Source organism: Rhizobium sp. BK275 (assembly GCF_014193555.1).
In the GTDB taxonomy this organism is placed as follows: Bacteria; Pseudomonadota; Alphaproteobacteria; order Rhizobiales; family Rhizobiaceae; genus Rhizobium.
The window spans coordinates 117,404-134,818 of sequence record NZ_JACHZL010000003.1; the positions used below are offsets into that span (position 1 = coordinate 117,404).

The following is a 17,415-nucleotide window of genomic DNA, read 5'->3' on the forward strand; positions in this document are numbered from 1 at the left end:
TCGAGACAAAAAAGAACCCGGTCAGAAATGACCGGGTTTTTTTTTGGCGAGAACATCGAGCAATATCTGCGCCGCGTGCTCCCCCGGGGGACTTTCCGTCTGCATACGCAGCCAGATGAGCTCGTAACCTTCCTTCATCGCCTTGAGCTGGTAGGTGTCGGCCGACAACCTTTCCATCCAGCGTGCGAGGCTTGCACCACGAACGATGTCGTTCAGATATTCCGGTACGACCGCATAGTCTGCGATCAGATTGGGCAGAGCGCCAGTCCAGGTCTTGATGCCTGATGTCAGCATGCGCATGATCCAATCGACCTTGTAGGCGGAAACGACGGGGACATTGGCGAGCGCCAGTTCCAGGATTACGGTCCCGGACGCCGCCATGGCAGCATCGGCTTCGGCGAAGGCCTTCCATTTCGCTTCGGCGCCCACAACGATTTCCGGCTTCACCGCCCATCCCCCAGTCACTTCCCGCACAAACGCTTCCCTGTGCGCCACAGTCGGCAGGATGAAGCGCATCGGTCCATTGCGGGCGACGAGCTCATTGGCGGCGGCCTCGAAATAAGGCAGGAGCTTCTTGATCTCAGAGGAACGCGAGCCGGGAAGAAGCAGGATCGCACCGTTGCCGGGCTGCCGGCCAGCGCGCAGACGCCGGGTCTCCAGAAGCGCCGCGTCGGCAACCAGACGGTGGCCCACATAGGTGGTGGCCGGCCCGTTGAGACGCTGCATCACCGCCGGTTCGAAAGGAAGTACAGCCAGCACATGGTCGACATAGGCGAGCATGCGCTGGGCACGATATTCCTTCCAGGCCCAGACACTGGGACAGACATAATTGACGACAGGCAGATCAGGCAGCGCTGTGCGCACACGCTTGGCGACACGGTGGGTGAAATCCGGGCTGTCAATGATGAGCAGGATATCGGGCTTTGCCGCAATGATCGCCGCTGCCGTTTGCCGAATGCGGGAAAACAGCGTCGGCAGCTTGGCCAGGACCTGCGTGATGCCCATGACGGAGAGCTCAGAGAAATCAAAGAACGATTTCAATCCTTCGGCCTGCAGCCCCTCACCGCCGACGCCGACGAGTTCGATGGAGCCGGAATGGATCTTCCGCAGGCCTGCAACGAGATCGGCGCCAAGCAGATCGCCGGACACTTCGCCGGCTACGACAGCAATTTTCAACGACCTGCCGCTCATGCAAGCCCCCATCCCGGCAAGCCCTTGTCGATACCGAAGACAAAAAGACCGTTCTCGTCCGCCGCCTTGATGAGCGCGTCGCGATCAAGCACCAACGACCGGCCGGCTTCGATGGCCACTCCTGCAAGCCCGGCGGCTTTGGCGTTCAGCACAGTGGACACACCAATCGCCGGCAAATCGGCGCGGATATCCTGCTGTGGCTTGCAAAGCTTGACCAGCACGCCGCGCCGGCGTGGTGAAATACGGCCTGCGGCTCTCAGGGCCGCTACACGGTCAAGCATCCCGTCCGTACCCTCGACGCCCTCGACGGCCACCACGCGTCCGCCGATCGAAACCGCGCCCTGCCCGATATCCAGACCGCCAAGCACCTCCGCCGCCTTGCCTGCGCGCGCTATATCACGACGATCCTCTTCATTGGGCGAAACCGCGCCCAGCGGACCTGCGGTCGCCAGCAGGTCCGGTGCAATCTCATGGGCGCCAACGACGCGCAGGCCTCGCCCTTCTATCAGCTTGATCACCATCTGCAGAACAGTATCGTCGCCACCGGAAAGCAGCGTGCGGATGGCGGCGGGCACCTTGGTCAGGATGCGCAGCGTCGGCCGCACCTCGCGCCACTCGGGCCGGCGACGCACGCTGCCCGACATGACGACACGGTCGATACGATATTTCTTAAAGAGCCCGTCCAGGGCAGCGAAATCACCGATCCCGATCGTGGCGTGGTCGAAACCATCCCAGCGACGGTCGCCCTCATCCTTCAGGATGACGATAACAGGGTTCTCGCCGGCCGAACGCGCAGCTTCGGCGACATAGGACGGCAGAAGGCCGCCGCCGGCAATGATCGCCAGCCGGCCTTCAGCAGTGTCGCCAGCGGAAGCCACAGATCAGCCCTTCTGCCCCCGGCTCGGCGAAGATAGCGCGCGATCGCTCTCGGCGGCGATGAAATCAAGGATCTCGATCACCTGCTCGCAATTGGCATATTCGTCGCGAATCTGGGCGGCATTCTCGCGGATCGAACCGGCACCCTCAAAGATCGCCTTATAGGCGCGGCGAACCGTATGAATGACAGCGCGATCAACGCCGGCGCGCGTCATGCCGACGACGTTGAGACCGCTCAGAATGCCGGGATTGCCGTTCAGCATGCCGTAGGGAATGACATCATAGCTGACGGCCGAGAGACCGCCGACAAAGGCATATTTGCCAACTCGGGTGAACTGATGCACTGCCGCGCCGCCGCTGATGATCGCGTGATCGCCAACAGAGACATGGCCAGCCAGCATGACATTGTTGGACATGATGACATGGTTGCCGACCCGGCAATCATGGGCAACATGCGAATAGGCAAGGAAAAGGCTGTTGTCGCCAATGACAGTCGAACCGCCATGCTCGACGGTACCGGTGTTCATCGTAACGCCTTCGCGAATCGTGCAATTGCGGCCGATGATCAGCGACGTGTCGACAGCGCTGTGACGGGCGCTTTGCGAGTCGCCACCAATAACGGCCGAAGGAAATATACGCGTACCGGCGCCGACGGTCGTCAGGCCGAGAACAACCACGTGACTGATCAGTTCGACATTGTCTTGAAGCGTGACCTTGGGGCCAACATGACAAAACGGGCCGACCACCACGCCTTCACCGACCGTGGCACCGTCCTCCACTACGGCCATCGGATGAATTCTGGCGCTTTCGGCGATCATGCTCATGCGTTGTCCTTACGTACGATCATCGCGCCGATATCGGCCTCGGCGACGAGCGCGCCGTCGACCTTTGCGTCGCAATGGAATTTCCAGATATTGCCGCGTTGCTTTATTTTCTGCACGTGAAATTCAACGCGGTCGCCCGGCACGACCGGCTTGCGGAAGCGGGCATTGTCGATCGTCATGAAATAGACGAGGTTGCCGGTCTGGCCCTCCTTCTTGGCGCAGATCGCGCCCGCAGTCTGCGCCATGCCTTCTACCAGCAGAACGCCCGGCATAATCGGCGCATCAGGGAAATGGCCGGTAAAATGCGGCTCGTTGACCGTCACATTCTTGATGCCCACGGCGGCGTTGTCGCCATCGATATCGACGATCTTGTCGACCATCAGAAACGGATAGCGATGCGGCAGCAGCTTCATTATCTCCATGATATCCGCCGAAGAGAGCGTGGCGGCGGTTTCCTCAGTCATTCTTGCCTCCCTTTTTTCCGCGCGCTCCGGATTTTGCCATGAGCTGGGCAACGTCTTTCAGATAGTCATTTAGAGGACGTGCAGGTATTCCGCCATAGCGGCCGCCCGCAGCAAGATCGGTCATCACACCGCTTTTTGCGGCGATCTGTACGCCATCGCCTATGGTGATATGCCCCTTGAGGCCGACCTGTCCACCGATCTGCACGCCATCGCCGACGATCGTACTGCCGGCAAGACCGACCTGCGAAACAATGGCGCAATGGCGCCCGATGCGGACGTTGTGACCGACCTGGACCTGGTTGTCGATCTTGGTTCCTTCGCCGATGACGGTATCGTCCATGGCGCCGCGATCGATCGTCGTATTGGCGCCGATTTCGACATTGTCCTGGATGATGACGCGACCGATCTGCACGATCTTGATCATGCCGCGCGGACCCGGCGCATAACCGAAACCGTCCTGGCCGATACGGACACCGTTATGGATGATAACGCCGTTGCCGATGAGCGCGCAGAGAATGCTCGCGCCCGTCGAGATCGAACCGTTGCGGCCGATCTTGACGTTGGGGCCGATGATCGACTGAGCACCGATGCGCGTGCCCTCGCCGATCTCCGCGCCGGGGCCGATGATCGCCATCGGCTCGACAATCACGCCCTTCTCCAGCCGGGCTGTCGGATCGACGACGGCGCTCGGCGCGATCTCCGTCTCGCCGGATGAAAACGTCACCGGCTTGAGAGCTGCGGGATAGAGAAACCCGCCTGCCATCGCGAAGGCAGCATGTGGATTGGAGGAGATCACCACAGGGATATGCGGCGGCACCAGCTCAGCCAAGGCCTTGTCGCAAATCACGGCCGAAGCCTCGCAACTCAGAAGCTCGTCGCGGTTACGTCGAGAGAGGATATAACAGATATCCCCCGCCTGGGCTCTCGCTATCGGCGAGACCGAATGGATGATGACATCGCCATGAGCGGAATTGCCAAGTTCCGCCCCAAGAAATTGCGCCAACTCAACGAGCCGCACGCCTTCATGGGGCGGAAAAAAAGTATTTTGCTCCATCGGCAAAACTCCAGAACGGAATTGAAATTTACAGTTCCGGACTGCCGATATCAGAATTGGTTGTTAATGCCAAACTTGAAGCGCTGGGTCTTGTCGAAGTCTTCCTTCATGACCGGGATCGCATAGTCGACGCGGAGCGCGCCAAAGGGCGACTGCCAAATCAGGCCGAGACCGACCGAAGCACGCAGCTGCGCGTCCGTACCTTCTGCAGTATCCGAACCGAGGAGTTCGACATCGTTGCCGAACAGCGTGCCGGCGTCTGCGAAGACTGCGCCGCGCAGGTTGAAGTCGCGCGGGAAGCCCGGCATCGGGAACGTCGCTTCGGCAGAAGCGGTGAAGTAGGTCGTACCGCCGAGCGGATCGTCCGGGTTCACGATGCGCGGGCCGATGCCCTTGTTCTCAAAGCCGCGGATATCGGAATTGGTCAGCGTGAACTGGTCGAAGACGTTCAGATGATCGCCGAAGCCGACAACATAACCTGCCGAAGCCGAGAGAGAGCCGATGATATCGGCGTCGTCAGCGAGCAGATGGTAATATCGGGCCTTACCGTAGATCTTGTAAAATTGCGAGTCGCCGCCGAGGCCGGCAATTTCCTGGGTCGCGGTAGCGTAGATACCCTCACGCGGCAGGACGGTGTCATCCAGTGTATTGTAAGTCAGCGTCTGCGAGATGGACGACTTTACCCACGGGCCGTTCTCGACCAGGTTTTGATAGGTAGCGGACAAATCGCTCAGACTGCTTCCGCTGGAATCGTACTTCATCTGCTTGTAGTTATAGCGGAACGTCGTCGCCAGATCTTCCGTGATCGGCGCAGTAACGCGCAGAACACCGCTGGTTTCTTCGTAATCGTAGTTGTCGTTGCTCGACGTTTCGCTGTGATTGATGTCGAAACCGGCGGCGAGGCGATAGCCGAGGAAGTAGGGTTCGGTGAAGTTCAAGCCGTAAGCACGCGAGCCTTCCTGACCGCCACCGGCCGAAACGCGGATGTACTGACCGCGGCCGAGGAAGTTCTTTTCTTCGATCGAGGCTTCGAGCAGCAGGCCATCGCCGCCGGCCGCGTAACCGGCACCGATGCCGAACGAACCGGTCGACTGATCCTGCACGTCGACAACGATGACAACACGGTCAGGCGAACTGCCCGGCTGGGTCGAGATGTTGACCGAGGAGAAGTAGCCAAGCGCTTCGAGACGGCGCTTTGCGCGGGTGATCATCTGCTGATTGAAGGCGTCGCCTTCGCTGAGATCGAACTCGCGGCGGATAACGTAATCGCGCGTGCGGCTGTTGCCACGGATTTCGATACGCTCGACATAGGCGCGCTCGCCCTGATCGACGAGGTATTCGACGCCGATCGTATTGTTGTTCAGGTCGCGGTTACCACGTGGGGTAACGCGTGCGAAGGGATAACCGGCCGAAGCAACCTGATCCGAAATCGCTTCGATGGACTTCTGAACTTCCTTGGCGTTGTAGACCTGACCTTCGCGGGTTCTGACCAACCCCTGCAACTGCTGGGCGTCGACGCCCTCAACAGTCGACTGGACGGTAACTGCACCGAAGTCATAGCGCGGGCCTTCCTCGATGTTGAAGGTCAGCGTGTACTTGTTCGTCGCCTCGTCGAACGCAGCATCGGAAGAAACGATGCGCATGTCGGCATAACCGCGGTTGTAATAGAACTGACGCAGCGCATCTTCGTCAGCGTGCAGCTTGTCCTCGTTGTAGACGTCCTTGCGGGTCAAGAACGAGAGGAAATTCGAACGCTTGGTCTGAATGACGGCAGCAAGACGGCCGGCGCTATAGGCTTGGTTGCCAACGAAATTGATGGCGTCGATCTTGGTACGGTCGCCTTCATTGATGACGAAAGCGAGATTGACGCGGCCTTCGCCGAGCGGCACGACCTGCGTCGTCACTTCGACTTCGCTGCGGCCGGTAGCGGCATAGGCTTCCTTGATCGCTGCGATATCGGACTGGATCTGCGCGTCGCTATAGGGACCAGCGGCATGCGTCTTGACGACAGCCGCCAGCTTGTCGTCCTTGACCTTACGGTTGCCGTTGAAGACGACCTGGTTGACGAGCTGCGCTTCCTGAACGTTGACGACGAGGGTGCTGCCGGAAACCGAAATCTTGACGTCGGAGAAGTAACCGGTGCCGTAAAGCTGCTTTACGGAGTCGTCGATATCGGTGTTGGAGAAGCTTTTGCCAGGAGTAATGGTGAGGTTCGACCGGACGGCCTCAGCACCGACGCGGCTTGCACCGTGCACGTCGATCCGCTGAATGACGGCAGCTTCCGCAGCCGTAGCCGAAACGAAAGTCAAAGCACCTGCGCCAGAAGCAACAACACTAGCAGACAGCGCAATCGCCGATACTGCGTTCAAAAATCTTGAACCAGCCTTCATTTCACCCATTACCTTTTTTCCCTCGTCTCCGGCCCCAGGGGATCCCCCGATTCCGGCCACGTGTGTCGTTTTACCCGCTTTTGACATACAAGCAAGGGAGCTCGTTAATTTCTGTTTACTTCATTTCGAAGCGTGACCCATTCGCCACTACAGCTTTGAAACATCGTAAATAAACAGTAATTTTCCCTATCTTTTACGCGCTAGCCGATGAGCGCGCTAATGTCATTCCAGGTCGCAAAAACCATTAATGTAAGCACCATGGCCAAGCCAATGCGAAACGCAATTTCCTGAGCCGAAGAACCGAGCGGCCTTCCCCTAACCGCTTCCACCGCATAGAACATCAGGTGGCCGCCATCAAGTACCGGGACCGGCATCAAATTCAGCAATCCAATCGAAACCGACAAAACCGCAGCAAGCTGCAGCAACGCACCTATTCCAAGCGTAGCCATCTGGCCCGAAGCTTGCGCCACGCGGATCGGACCACCCAATTGGTCAGCTTTCATCGATCCATTGAGCAGGTTGCCGATATATTTGAAGGTGCCGGTCACGATATGCCAGGTCTGGATCACGCCTTCATGCAGCGCTTCCAGCGGCGTGAAGGTCTGCAGGCGGAAGTGGCCGACTTCTTCGTTCGTGACGATTCCGATCAAGCCGATCTCGATCTTGTTGCCGAACTGGTCGGTGATATCGGTGCGCTGCGGCACCATCGGCAGGTCCATCTTTTCGCCGTTACGCTCGACGGTCACGACGATGTTCTGGTTCGGACGGATGCTGACATAACGGCGCACGTCGTCGAAGGTCTGGACCTTGGTGCCGTCGATGGAGAAGAGCAGGTCGCCCGGCAGTACGCCGGCTGCCGCGGCAGCACTATCCGGCTTTACTTCAGCGACGACGGGATCGGACACCGTCCGGCCATAGATCGAAAAAAGGACCGTGAAGATGGCAATGGCGAGGATGAAATTGGCAATCGGACCGGCGGCGACGGTTGCAGCACGCTTCCACAGCTTTGCACCGGCGAAAGAACGCTCGCGCTCTTCGTCCGTCATCGCTGCAAGCCTGTCCGTATCCGGCTTGCTGGAGGCATCCTCATCGCCGAAAAAGCGTACATAGCCGCCGAGCGGGATCGCCGAGATCTTCCAGCGCGTTCCGTGGCGATCGGTGAAACCGGCAATCTCCGGGCCGAAGCCGACGGAGAAGGCTAGGATGCGGATACCGCTCCAGCGTCCGACGAGATAGTGGCCCATCTCATGCACGAAGACGAGCAGCGACAGCACGATGACGAAGGGGACGATATAGCCCGTCAAAAAACCGAATATGCCGGTCACCGCTTCCATGAGTTCCTTCTTCTATCTGGCCGTAATGATCAAAGGCCGAACAACGCCGCACCGAGCGACGTCGTTCCGCCGCCCTTTATCAGCGAAAAAAGACCAGCAAGCAAGAACGCTGAAAAACAGGCGAAAATCAGTCCATCGACACGGTCCATGACACCGCCATGCCCCGGAATGAGACGACTTGAGTCCTTCACGCCGAATTTTCGCTTGATGAAGCTCTCGAAAAGATCGCCTGATTGGCTGAAAACGGACAGGACAAGCGCAATCACTGCGGCTTGATCCTGGGCTTCCGGAATCAGGAAATGGACAATGACGGCTCCGGCAATGACGGCCGAAATGGCGCCGCCGACCGCCCCCGACCAGGTCTTGCCGGGCGATATGCGCGGCGCAAGCTTTGGGCCGCCGAGCGCGCGGCCGACGAAATAGGCGAGAATATCGGTCGCCCAGACAACGGCGAAGATGAAGAGCATTGCATAGAGACCTAGTGTCTCATCACCGCGGATCGCAGCGAGCGCCAGTCCGGTGCCGCCGGCGTATAAAAGCCCCGGCGCGAACCAGCGGCTGGCACGATGCAGAAAGATCATGGCAATGCCAACCGCAGTCAGGGCAATCAGCATTCCCAGGGCATATTCGAACGCGCCGGCCAGAACGAGAAGGGAAACCAGCCCCTCACCCACCCAGCCGAGCACGTTGGTGACCGGGTCGCGGGCAATGCCTGTTATCGTCGACCATTCGTAATAGATCAGAAGAGCGATCGCTGCCGCCACGACGCGGAAGATAAGGCCGCCATACCAGGTTGCGGCAAGAACGACGATTGCGAGAATCAGGCCTGAAACGATGCGGAGCTTCAGTTCCTGCTTCATCAGGTGTTCACTGCCGCAGCCTGCGCAGACAGTCCGCCGAAGCGGCGATCACGCGAGGCGAATTTCTCGAGCGCTGAAAGAAAGAGCTCACGGCTGAAATCCGGCCAGTATTCCGGCAGGAAAACGAATTCCGAATAGGCAGCCTGCCACAAAAGGAAGTTGGAGAGCCGCTCCTCGCCGCTGGTGCGGATGATGAGATCAGGGTCGGGGATACCGGCCGTATCGAGCCGGGCGTTGATCAACGCGGGCGTGATATCCTGCGACCGGAGATGCCCCTCCTCCACATCCTTGGCAAGGCTCATCATGGCGCGGGCGATCTCATCGCGAGAGCCATAGTTGAAGGCGATGACGAGCGTGAGTGCCGTATTGGCCTTGGTCGTCTCCTCGGCTTCCAGCAGCAGCTTGAGGATGTCGCTGCGCAGATTGACACGGTCGCCAATCACCCTGATGCGTACATTCTGCCGATGGAGCTCCGCGAGATCGCTGCGAATGAAAGCCTTCAGCAGGCCGAGGAGATCGGTGACCTCGGCCTCCGGGCGGCGCCAATTCTCCGAGGAGAAGGCAAAGAGCGTCAGGTACTTGATGCCCAGATCGCCTGCCGTGCGCACGGTCTGGCGAACGGTCTCGACCGCCCTGCGGTGTCCCATCGTCCGCGGCAGGCCGCGCTGCTTTGCCCAACGGCCGTTGCCATCCATGATGATCGCAACGTGCTCTGGCGCAGTCAAAAATGAGGTTTCCGACATTTTCCGTCCGGTCTTTCTTGGCGAGGACGCAAGTATACTAGACTTGCATGATTTCCTTTTCTTTCTCGCCAAGCAAGCGGTCGATTTCCAAAATCGTCTCGTCCGTCATTTTCTGAACGCGTTCCGACTGTGCCCGGCTTTCGTCCTGGCCGATTACGCCATCCTTTTCGGCTTTCTTAAGGCCGTCCATGCCATCGCGACGAACATGGCGAATCGCAACTTTGCTCTTTTCGGCATAGTCGTGCGCCACCTTGACGAGCGACTTGCGGCGCTCTTCGTTGAGCTCCGGCAGCGGGATACGAAGGTTCTGACCATCGACGATGGGGTTCAGGCCGAGGTTCGATTCGCGAATCGAACGGTCTACGGCGCCGACCATGCTTTTGTCCCAGACGGATACCGTCAGCATGCGCGGCTCGGGCACCGTGATATTGGCAACCTGGTTCAGCGGCATGCGCGAACCATAGGCTTCAATCGTCACCGGATCGAGAATGTTGGCCGAAGCACGGCCGGTGCGCAGCGATGCAATGTCGCTCTTGAACGAGGAAATGGCACCGTCCATGCGGCGCTTCAATTCCTTGATGTCGATACCTTCACTCATGTCTATGCTCCCGTCTCAGAAGTTTTGCGCCGTCAGCAGCGCAGCTCCCTATCAGTTGTCGGATACGATGGTCTTGAGACCACCCCCCGTCAAGATTTCACCGAAACGCCCCTTCTCGTGGATCGAGAAAACGATGATCGGAATGGAATTTTCTCGCGCCAGCGCAACGGCTGCGACATCCATCACGGCAAGGCCCCTGTCCAGAACTTCCTTATGGCTCAGATGGTCGAAACGGGTCGCGTCCGGATCCTTCTTCGGATCGGCGGTATAGATGCCGTCCACCTGCGTGCCCTTAAAGATTGCCTCAGCGCCCATTTCGGCGGCGCGAAGCGCTGCAGCGGAATCGGTCGTGAAGAAGGGATTTCCTGTGCCACCGGCGAAAATCACTACCCTGCCAAGCGACAGATGATAGAGGGTCGCGCGCTGCGAGAAGCTTTCGCAGATTTCCGGCATGGAGATTGCCGAAAGAACCACCGTGTCAATGTTCAGCTTGCGCAGGGACGTTGCCAGCGCCAGCGCGTTGATGACGGTGCCGAGCATGCCCATGTGATCGCCGGTGACGCGGTCACCACCCTTGGATGCAACTGCCACGCCGCGAAAGATGTTACCGCCGCCGATAACGACGCCAACTTCGACACCCATGTGCCTTGCCTCGGCAATGTCGGAAGCGATGCGATCTGCTACCGCAACGTCGATGCCGAACCCCTGGGCACCCATCATGGCTTCTCCGGAAGCCTTGAGTAGAACACGTTTATAGATTGGCTCCGACGTCATGTTGGCTCCTCGTATATTGCCGCAATTGCCCGATACACGAAGGGCACCGCGTTGTCACGCGATGCCCTTCGGTTTTCCCAAATATGGCTGAAAAGATCAGCCCTTGGCGACAGCGGCGACTTCGGCCGCAAAGTCGGTTTCTTCCTTCTCGACGCCTTCGCCGAGGAGCAGGCGAGCCATGCCGGTGATTTCGATCGGCGCGCCGGCTTCCTTCTCGGCTGCCTTGATCGCAGCGCCAACCGTCAGGTCCGGGTTGATGACGAAAGACTGCGAGAGAAGAGCGACTTCCTCGAAGAACTTGCGCATGCGGCCTTCCACCATCTTTTCGATGATGGCTTCCGGCTTGCCGGATTCGCGGGACTGCTCGATGAAGACGTTGCGTTCGCGCTCGGCGACTGCAGCATCGACTTCTTCGGCGCGGATCGCCAGCGGGTTGGTAGCCGCGATATGCATGGCAACCTGGCGGCCGATCGAGGTCAGAACGGCCTTGTCGCCGACGGACTTCAGCGCGACGAGAACGCCGAGCTTGCCAATGCCGTCGCCGGCAGCGTTGTGGATGTAGGTTGCCACGACACCGTGCTCGACTTCCAGCTTGGCGGCACGACGGAGCGTCATGTTTTCGCCAATGGTTGCGATCGCTTCCTTGATGGTGTCGGCGACCGGCTTGCCGGATGCGGGATAGGTCGCAGCCGAAATGGCTTCGACCGTGCCGTCGGTGGACAGCGCAACTTCGGCGACCCCGCGTGCTAGATCTTGGAAGGCATCGTTACGGGCAACGAAGTCGGTTTCGGAATTGAGCTCGATGACGACAGCCTTGTGACCGGCGCCGGCAATGGCGACCAGGCCTTCAGCGGCGGCGCGGCCGGACTTCTTGTCGGCCTTGGAGATGCCCTTGGCGCGCAGCCAGTCGATCGCGGCTTCGATATCGCCGTTGGTCTCGGTCAGCGCCTTCTTGCAGTCCATCATGCCTGCGCCAGACTTTTCGCGCAGTTCTTTCACCAGTGCAGCCGTAATCTCGGTCATAAGCTTCCTCTTGTCGGTTTATACGGTGGCCCGCGGAACGCGGTGCGGCACCGGATTGAGGCACGAAATGTACCTGTATGTATGACAGCGTTATGAAGACGCATCATAACAAAACTCTTGGGGCGAAAGCAGCGTGCGCTTCCACCGGAAACGAGCAAGGCCGCCGAACTTCAGAGAGTCGCGAGCGGCCTTTCCCAATCTTCACAAGCTTCAGCGGAGATTTGCTCCGCCCGCTTTATCAGGCGTCGGCTGCCTCATCGAGCGCCGGCTCGACCGGAACTTCGGTCGAGGCGCCGAGGTCGCGGCCCGATGCGCTCTGCTGACGGGCGATACCGTCGATGGCAGCGCGGGCGATCAGGTCGCAGTAGAGAGCGATGGCGCGCGAAGCGTCGTCGTTGCCCGGGATCGGATAGTCGATCAGGTCCGGATCGCAGTTCGAGTCGATGATGGCAACGACCGGGATGCCGAGGCGCTTGGCTTCGTCGATCGCGATCTTTTCCTTGTTGGTGTCGATAATGAACATCAGGTCCGGCGTGCCGCCCATGTCCTTGATACCGCCGAGGGCCTTGTCGAGCTTTTCGCGTTCGCGCTCGAGGTTCAGGCGCTCCTTCTTGGAGTAGCCGGACTGCTCGGCGCTGAGGATTTCGTCGAGCTTGCGCAGGCGCTGGATCGAATTGGAGATCGTCTTCCAGTTCGTCATCATGCCGCCGAGCCAACGCGAGTTGACGTAGTACTGGGCAGAACGCTTAGCCGAGTCAGCGATCAGTTCGGAAGCCTGGCGCTTGGTGCCGACGAAGAGAACGCGGCCGCCACGAGCAACGGTGTCGGACACGACCTGCAGGGCGCGCGACAGCATCGGCACGGTCTGGGCCAGGTCGATGATGTGGATGTTGTTACGATCGCCGAAAATGTACGGCTTCATCTTCGGGTTCCAGCGGTGCGTCTGGTGACCGAAGTGGACGCCTGCTTCGAGCAGCTGGCGCATAGAAAAATCAGGCAATGCCATGCCTTGTTACTCCTTTTCCGGTTGAACCTCCGCAAGGCGAACAGCATCCTCTTTGAAGATGCCACCGGGCGGAAAAGCCGGATTTCTCCCGGACGATCCCATGCCTTACGTGTGGAATGCGCGTGGCCTTACATTCGATTTGCCGTAAAAGCAAGGCTTATGCCAAAAAATCTGCTTGGACCCGCATGCGAATTGTCGAGACGATCGGCTCAGCTTGCCAGTTCCGGTCAGGCCTGCGGCGAGGGCTGCCTCAGTGGCAGACCGGCGCAGCCTTCTTGTCGAGAAGCTCAAGCTTGGCGAGCTTGCCGGTCAGGACGAAATCACCGTAGTCCATCGTCAAGTCGCGCGTGATGCCGTTCTCATAGAGCTTGAACGACATGCGGTAGACCGGCAGCGTGTCCGATTTGGCATTCTCGTTGAAATAAGAGATCGTCACCGGCCAGAAGGACGACTTGGCGAACTGGCCGGCATTGCCGGCATCGGCCTCATCCGTGACCGGGGTCTCCTGCTTGCCGACAATGGTCGTGGTGACAAGGGATTTGTCGCCGTCGTCGGAGCCGTCGAAAACGCGAGCCTCGAAGAAGCGCTTGCCATCCTTGGCGTTCTGGATGACGTCGAGCATGTGCTCGGTCGGAAAACGGCTTTCCTCGAGCTGCAGTTCACGGCTGGCCGGCTGTGTCAGGTCGACCTTCACGCCTTCCGGCTTATCCTGAGCCGCGCCGTTGACTTCCTTGTCGAGCTGATCGTCGGTGAAAGACTTGGTATCGAAGGTGAACTTGCCGTCCTTCAGGCTTTCGAAGGTCTTGGTCTGCTGGTCGCTGACACGCACGCTGTCGCCGGTGTCGATCTGGGTGACGAAGCGGAAATTCGTGGTGAAGCCTTCACAGTAATTGCCGTCGAACTCATAGACCATGCGGCCGTACATGGAGGAGATGCCGGAGCGTTCCGAGGCGTCCTTCAGTTCCAGGTCGTAGACGGCGCGGTGAGCGACGAGCCCGGTCGCGATCGCAGCGCTCGTCGCCGGCGCGGCCGCCGAAACATTGGCGGAAACGCTTGCGAGAAGAAGAGCGGCAAGTGACGATCGGAACATTCATTAACTCCTGTTGGACTCGTCCGCGATGTTATAAGAACCGTTTCGGCCAAATAGAGGCGGCCAAGTCGAGGCTCGAAACTGTCACATTAAAGATTCTAGTCTTGATGCATAATTTTTGAAGAATTGACAACAAAAGCGGAGACGAAAATGTCCGATCAAATCGCCACGCGCCTGTCGGAAATGGGGATAACCCTGCCCGAAGCTGCCGCACCTGCCGCCAATTATGTCCCCTATGTCATCAGCGGCAATCTTCTCACTATTTCCGGCCAGCTGCCGCTCGAAGGCGGCAAGGTCGCGATTTCCGGTCACCTCGGCAGGACTGTCGACGTCGCCGCCGGTCAGCGTGCTGCAGAACTTTGCGCCATCAACATCCTCGCTCAGGCAAAGGCAGCGCTTGGCGGCGATCTCGGTCGCATCCGCCGCGTCATCAAGCTCAACGGTTTCGTTGCCTCTGCACCTGATTTCGTCGAGCAGCACCTTGTCATCAACGGCGCATCGAACCTGATCGCCGGCGTGCTCGGCGAAGCCGGCAAACATGCCCGCGCTGCCGTCGGCATGGCTGCTCTGCCGCTCAATGCCGCAGTCGAGATCGATGCTATCATGGAAATCGCATAATGACGAATGCCTCATGGATCAAAGAGCTGCCGGTTGCGCACCGCGGCTATCATGACCTCAACAATGTCGTCTGGGAAAATACGCTTTCGGCCTTCTCGCGTGCCGTCGAAGCAGGCTTTGCCATCGAATGCGACCTGCATTACGCCTCCGATGCAGTGCCGGTCGTCTTCCACGATGAAGATCTGGAACGCCTCTGCAACCTGAAGGGCGACGTGCGTGAACGGACCTCCCAGGAGCTCGGTCTGATTGCCGTCGGCGGCACGAAGGACAAAGTGCCGACGCTGAAGCAGCTTCTCACCCTTGTGCAGGGCAAGGTACCACTGGTGCTGGAGCTCAAGGGCCGCGAAGCCGACGACGAGGGCTTTGCCGAGGCCGTTCTCGAAGTGCTAGAGGGCTACCAGGGCAAGGTTGCGCTGATGAGCTTCGACCATTGGCTGCTGAAGGACCTCAAGGACCTGAATTCGCCCTACCCGCTCGGCCTGACGGCCAACGGCAACACGGCCGAAGAATATGCCGTGCATGAAAAGGCAATGGAGATCGGCCTCGATTTCATCTCCTATTATTATGCCGACCTGCCGAACCCGTTCATCACCGGCCAGCGCGACAAGGGCATTCCGGTCATCACCTGGACGGTGCGCGACGATGAGGCCCGCAAGCATACATTCGAGAACGCCGACCAGATGACTTTCGAGGGCTTCGATCCACGCACGGCGGTTTGACGCTCGCTTTTTCGACAAGATCGTGCGCAGACTGGGAGGGAGCCCGCTCCCTCCTCCCAACGGCTTCGCATTTGCTTCATGACAGACGAATCGTCAGACGAACTTTCCATTCGCATCGAGCGATCATTCACTGCGATTTCCCCAGAGCGCTGGTCCAGGCTTTCGGGAGCATCGAAGGCGTGCGATATCATCGCCTATAACCCCTTCGTTTCGCATGCCTTTCTCTCGTCGCTGGAAGAATCCGGCTCGGCCACGGCACAGACCGGCTGGCTCGGCCATCACATGCTTCTGGAAACAGACAAGGGTGAACTGGTCGGTGCCCTGCCCGGCTATCTCAAGAACCACAGCCAGGGCGAATATGTCTTCGACCACGGCTGGGCCGACGCTTTCGAACGGGCCGGTGGCAGCTATTACCCGAAGCTGCAATGCTCGATCCCTTTCACGCCTGCAACCGGCCCTCGCCTGCTCGTGGCCGAAGGATTTGCAAGACTACCAGTTCAGAATGCCATGGCGGAAAGCCTCAAGGAGGTTGTACGCCGTCTCGATATTTCCTCGGCCCATATCACCTTCGTGCCAGAGGACGAGATGCCGGTCTTCGAGACCGACGGCTATCTCCATCGCACCGACAAGCAGTTTCATTTCATCAATGAAGGCTATGCCAACCACGATGAGTTCCTGGAAACGCTTGCCTCCCGCAAGCGCAAGGCACTGCGCAAGGAGCGTCGGACGGCGGTTGAAAACGGCATTACTATCGACTGGCTGACCGGAAAAGACCTGACCGAAAAAATCTGGGACCAGTTCTTCGCCTTCTACATGGATACCGGCAGCCGCAAATGGGGCCGCCCCTATCTGACGCGCAAATTCTACTCGCTGATCGGCGAGCGCATGGCCGACGACATCCTGCTCGTCATGGCGAAGCGCGACGGCCGCTATGTGGCAGGCGCCATCAATTTCGTCGGCGGCGATACGCTCTACGGGCGGCACTGGGGCTGCATCGAAGATCATCCCTACCTGCATTTCGAGGTCTGCTACCATCAGGCAATCGACTTCGCGCTGGAAAAGGGTCTCAAGAAGGTGGAGGCCGGCGCGCAGGGCGAACATAAGCTAGCGCGCGGCTACCTGCCGGTGACGACACATTCGGCCCACTATATCGCCCATGCGGGATTGCGCCGTGCGGTTGCCGACTACCTCGAGCGGGAACGGGAGGATGTCGAGTACATAAATGAGATGCTGAGCGAACACACTCCCTTCCGCAAGGGCGAACGGCTGCAGGAGGATTGACGCGCTTGGCTCCGCCGCGCTACGCGATCAAGGAAAGCATGAGGAGATTTCGCCATGACCAGCGCCGCCTATGACGACAACAACATCTTCGCCAAGATCCTGCGCGGCGAGATCCCGTCGCATCGCGTCTATGAGGACGACAAGACAGTCGTCTTCATGGATGTGATGCCGCAAGCGCCGGGCCATGTTCTGGTCCTGCCGAAGGCACCTTCCCGCAACATCTTCGACGCCGATCCGGCTTCGCTCTCTCACACTATCACCGTCGTCCAGAAGGTCGCCAATGCGGTGAAAGAAGCCTTCGACGCCGACGGCGTCTTCATCGCCCAGTTCAACGAGCCGGCAGCAGGTCAGACGGTTTTCCACCTGCATTTCCATGTCATCCCTCGGCATGAGGGCGTGGCACTCAAGCCGCATTCCGGCAAGATGGAGGACGGCGCGGTGCTCGCCGCCAACGCGGAGAAGATCAAGGCGGAACTCGCGTAACGGAAACACCGCCCGATTTGCGCGACATGCTTTAATGCAAATAAAAAGGCCGCTTTTCAACGGCCTTTTTCATTCTCTGGCTTTGAA

The 17,415-nt window shown here is 59.2% G+C and carries 18 protein-coding genes; 4 read left to right on the plus strand and 14 right to left on the minus strand.

Features of this window, described 5'->3' with window-relative positions; genetic code table 11:
• Positions 1-21: 21 nt before the first annotated feature.
• The 14 genes from lpxB to FHT82_RS10455 all read right to left on the minus strand — a co-directional run bounded on the left by lpxB (position 22) and on the right by FHT82_RS10455 (position 14,227).
• Positions 22-1,191 (minus strand): lipid-A-disaccharide synthase, encoded by a 1,170-nt coding sequence (gene lpxB / locus FHT82_RS10390; protein WP_183729506.1) that lies wholly within the window; start codon positions 1,189-1,191, stop codon positions 22-24.
• Positions 1,188-2,069 (minus strand): LpxI family protein, encoded by an 882-nt coding sequence (locus tag FHT82_RS10395; RefSeq protein WP_183729509.1) that lies wholly within the window; start codon positions 2,067-2,069, stop codon positions 1,188-1,190. The genes lpxB and FHT82_RS10395 overlap by 4 nt, the downstream gene beginning before the upstream one ends.
• Positions 2,070-2,072: 3 nt before the next feature.
• The gene (lpxA, locus tag FHT82_RS10400; RefSeq protein ID WP_183729512.1) at positions 2,073-2,891 is read right to left on the minus strand and encodes an acyl-ACP--UDP-N-acetylglucosamine O-acyltransferase; all 819 of its coding nucleotides are present in this window, start codon (positions 2,889-2,891) and stop codon (positions 2,073-2,075) included.
• Entirely contained in the window at positions 2,888-3,355 is a 468-nt protein-coding gene (gene fabZ / locus FHT82_RS10405) for a 3-hydroxyacyl-ACP dehydratase FabZ (protein WP_183729515.1), read from the minus strand. The genes lpxA and fabZ overlap by 4 nt, the downstream gene beginning before the upstream one ends.
• Positions 3,348-4,409: a UDP-3-O-(3-hydroxymyristoyl)glucosamine N-acyltransferase gene (gene lpxD, locus FHT82_RS10410; protein ID WP_183729518.1), complete on the minus strand. Its 1,062-nt coding sequence runs from the start codon at positions 4,407-4,409 to the stop codon at positions 3,348-3,350. Before lpxD ends, fabZ begins: the two co-directional genes overlap by 8 nt.
• 50 nt (positions 4,410-4,459) lie before the next feature.
• Entirely contained in the window at positions 4,460-6,799 is a 2,340-nt protein-coding gene (gene bamA / locus FHT82_RS10415) for an outer membrane protein assembly factor BamA (protein WP_183730989.1), read from the minus strand.
• A 200-nt stretch (positions 6,800-6,999) separates the two neighbouring features.
• Positions 7,000-8,133, minus strand: coding sequence for an RIP metalloprotease RseP (gene rseP, locus FHT82_RS10420; protein ID WP_183729521.1), 1,134 nt, complete (start codon positions 8,131-8,133; stop codon positions 7,000-7,002).
• 29 nt (positions 8,134-8,162) lie between these two features.
• Entirely contained in the window at positions 8,163-8,993 is an 831-nt protein-coding gene (locus FHT82_RS10425) for a phosphatidate cytidylyltransferase (RefSeq protein ID WP_183729524.1), read from the minus strand.
• The gene (locus tag FHT82_RS10430; RefSeq protein ID WP_183729527.1) at positions 8,993-9,736 is read right to left on the minus strand and encodes an isoprenyl transferase; all 744 of its coding nucleotides are present in this window, start codon (positions 9,734-9,736) and stop codon (positions 8,993-8,995) included. Before FHT82_RS10430 ends, FHT82_RS10425 begins: the two co-directional genes overlap by 1 nt.
• Before the next feature lie 37 nt (positions 9,737-9,773).
• Positions 9,774-10,334, minus strand: a complete 561-nt coding sequence (gene frr, locus FHT82_RS10435) for a ribosome recycling factor (protein WP_183729529.1) — start codon at positions 10,332-10,334, stop codon at positions 9,774-9,776.
• A gap of 51 nt (positions 10,335-10,385) precedes the next feature.
• Entirely contained in the window at positions 10,386-11,108 is a 723-nt protein-coding gene (gene pyrH, locus FHT82_RS10440) for a UMP kinase (RefSeq protein WP_183729532.1), read from the minus strand.
• 96 nt (positions 11,109-11,204) lie between these two features.
• Positions 11,205-12,131 carry a translation elongation factor Ts gene (gene tsf / locus FHT82_RS10445; protein WP_183729535.1) on the minus strand — a complete coding sequence of 309 codons (927 nt, stop codon included), beginning with the start codon at positions 12,129-12,131 and terminating at the stop codon, positions 11,205-11,207.
• Positions 12,132-12,369: 238 nt separating this feature from the next.
• Positions 12,370-13,137: a 30S ribosomal protein S2 gene (gene rpsB / locus FHT82_RS10450; protein WP_183729538.1), complete on the minus strand. Its 768-nt coding sequence runs from the start codon at positions 13,135-13,137 to the stop codon at positions 12,370-12,372.
• Between the two features lie 250 nt (positions 13,138-13,387).
• Entirely contained in the window at positions 13,388-14,227 is an 840-nt protein-coding gene (locus FHT82_RS10455; RefSeq protein WP_183729541.1) for a cell envelope integrity EipB family protein, read from the minus strand.
• A gap of 150 nt (positions 14,228-14,377) precedes the next feature.
• Between FHT82_RS10455 and FHT82_RS10460 the strand changes: the two genes are divergently transcribed.
• From FHT82_RS10460 to FHT82_RS10475, 4 genes are all read left to right on the plus strand, one after another.
• Positions 14,378-14,845 carry a RidA family protein gene (locus FHT82_RS10460; RefSeq protein WP_183729544.1) on the plus strand — a complete coding sequence of 156 codons (468 nt, stop codon included), beginning with the start codon at positions 14,378-14,380 and terminating at the stop codon, positions 14,843-14,845.
• On the plus strand, positions 14,845-15,564 hold the full coding sequence (locus tag FHT82_RS10465) for a glycerophosphodiester phosphodiesterase (protein ID WP_183729547.1): 720 nt from the start codon (positions 14,845-14,847) through the stop codon (positions 15,562-15,564). The genes FHT82_RS10460 and FHT82_RS10465 overlap by 1 nt, the downstream gene beginning before the upstream one ends.
• Positions 15,565-15,642: 78 nt before the next feature.
• Positions 15,643-16,845 (plus strand): GNAT family N-acetyltransferase, encoded by a 1,203-nt coding sequence (locus FHT82_RS10470; RefSeq protein WP_183729549.1) that lies wholly within the window; start codon positions 15,643-15,645, stop codon positions 16,843-16,845.
• Between the two features lie 54 nt (positions 16,846-16,899).
• On the plus strand, positions 16,900-17,328 hold the full coding sequence (locus FHT82_RS10475) for an HIT family protein (RefSeq protein WP_037106265.1): 429 nt from the start codon (positions 16,900-16,902) through the stop codon (positions 17,326-17,328).
• Positions 17,329-17,415: the final 87 nt, after the last annotated feature.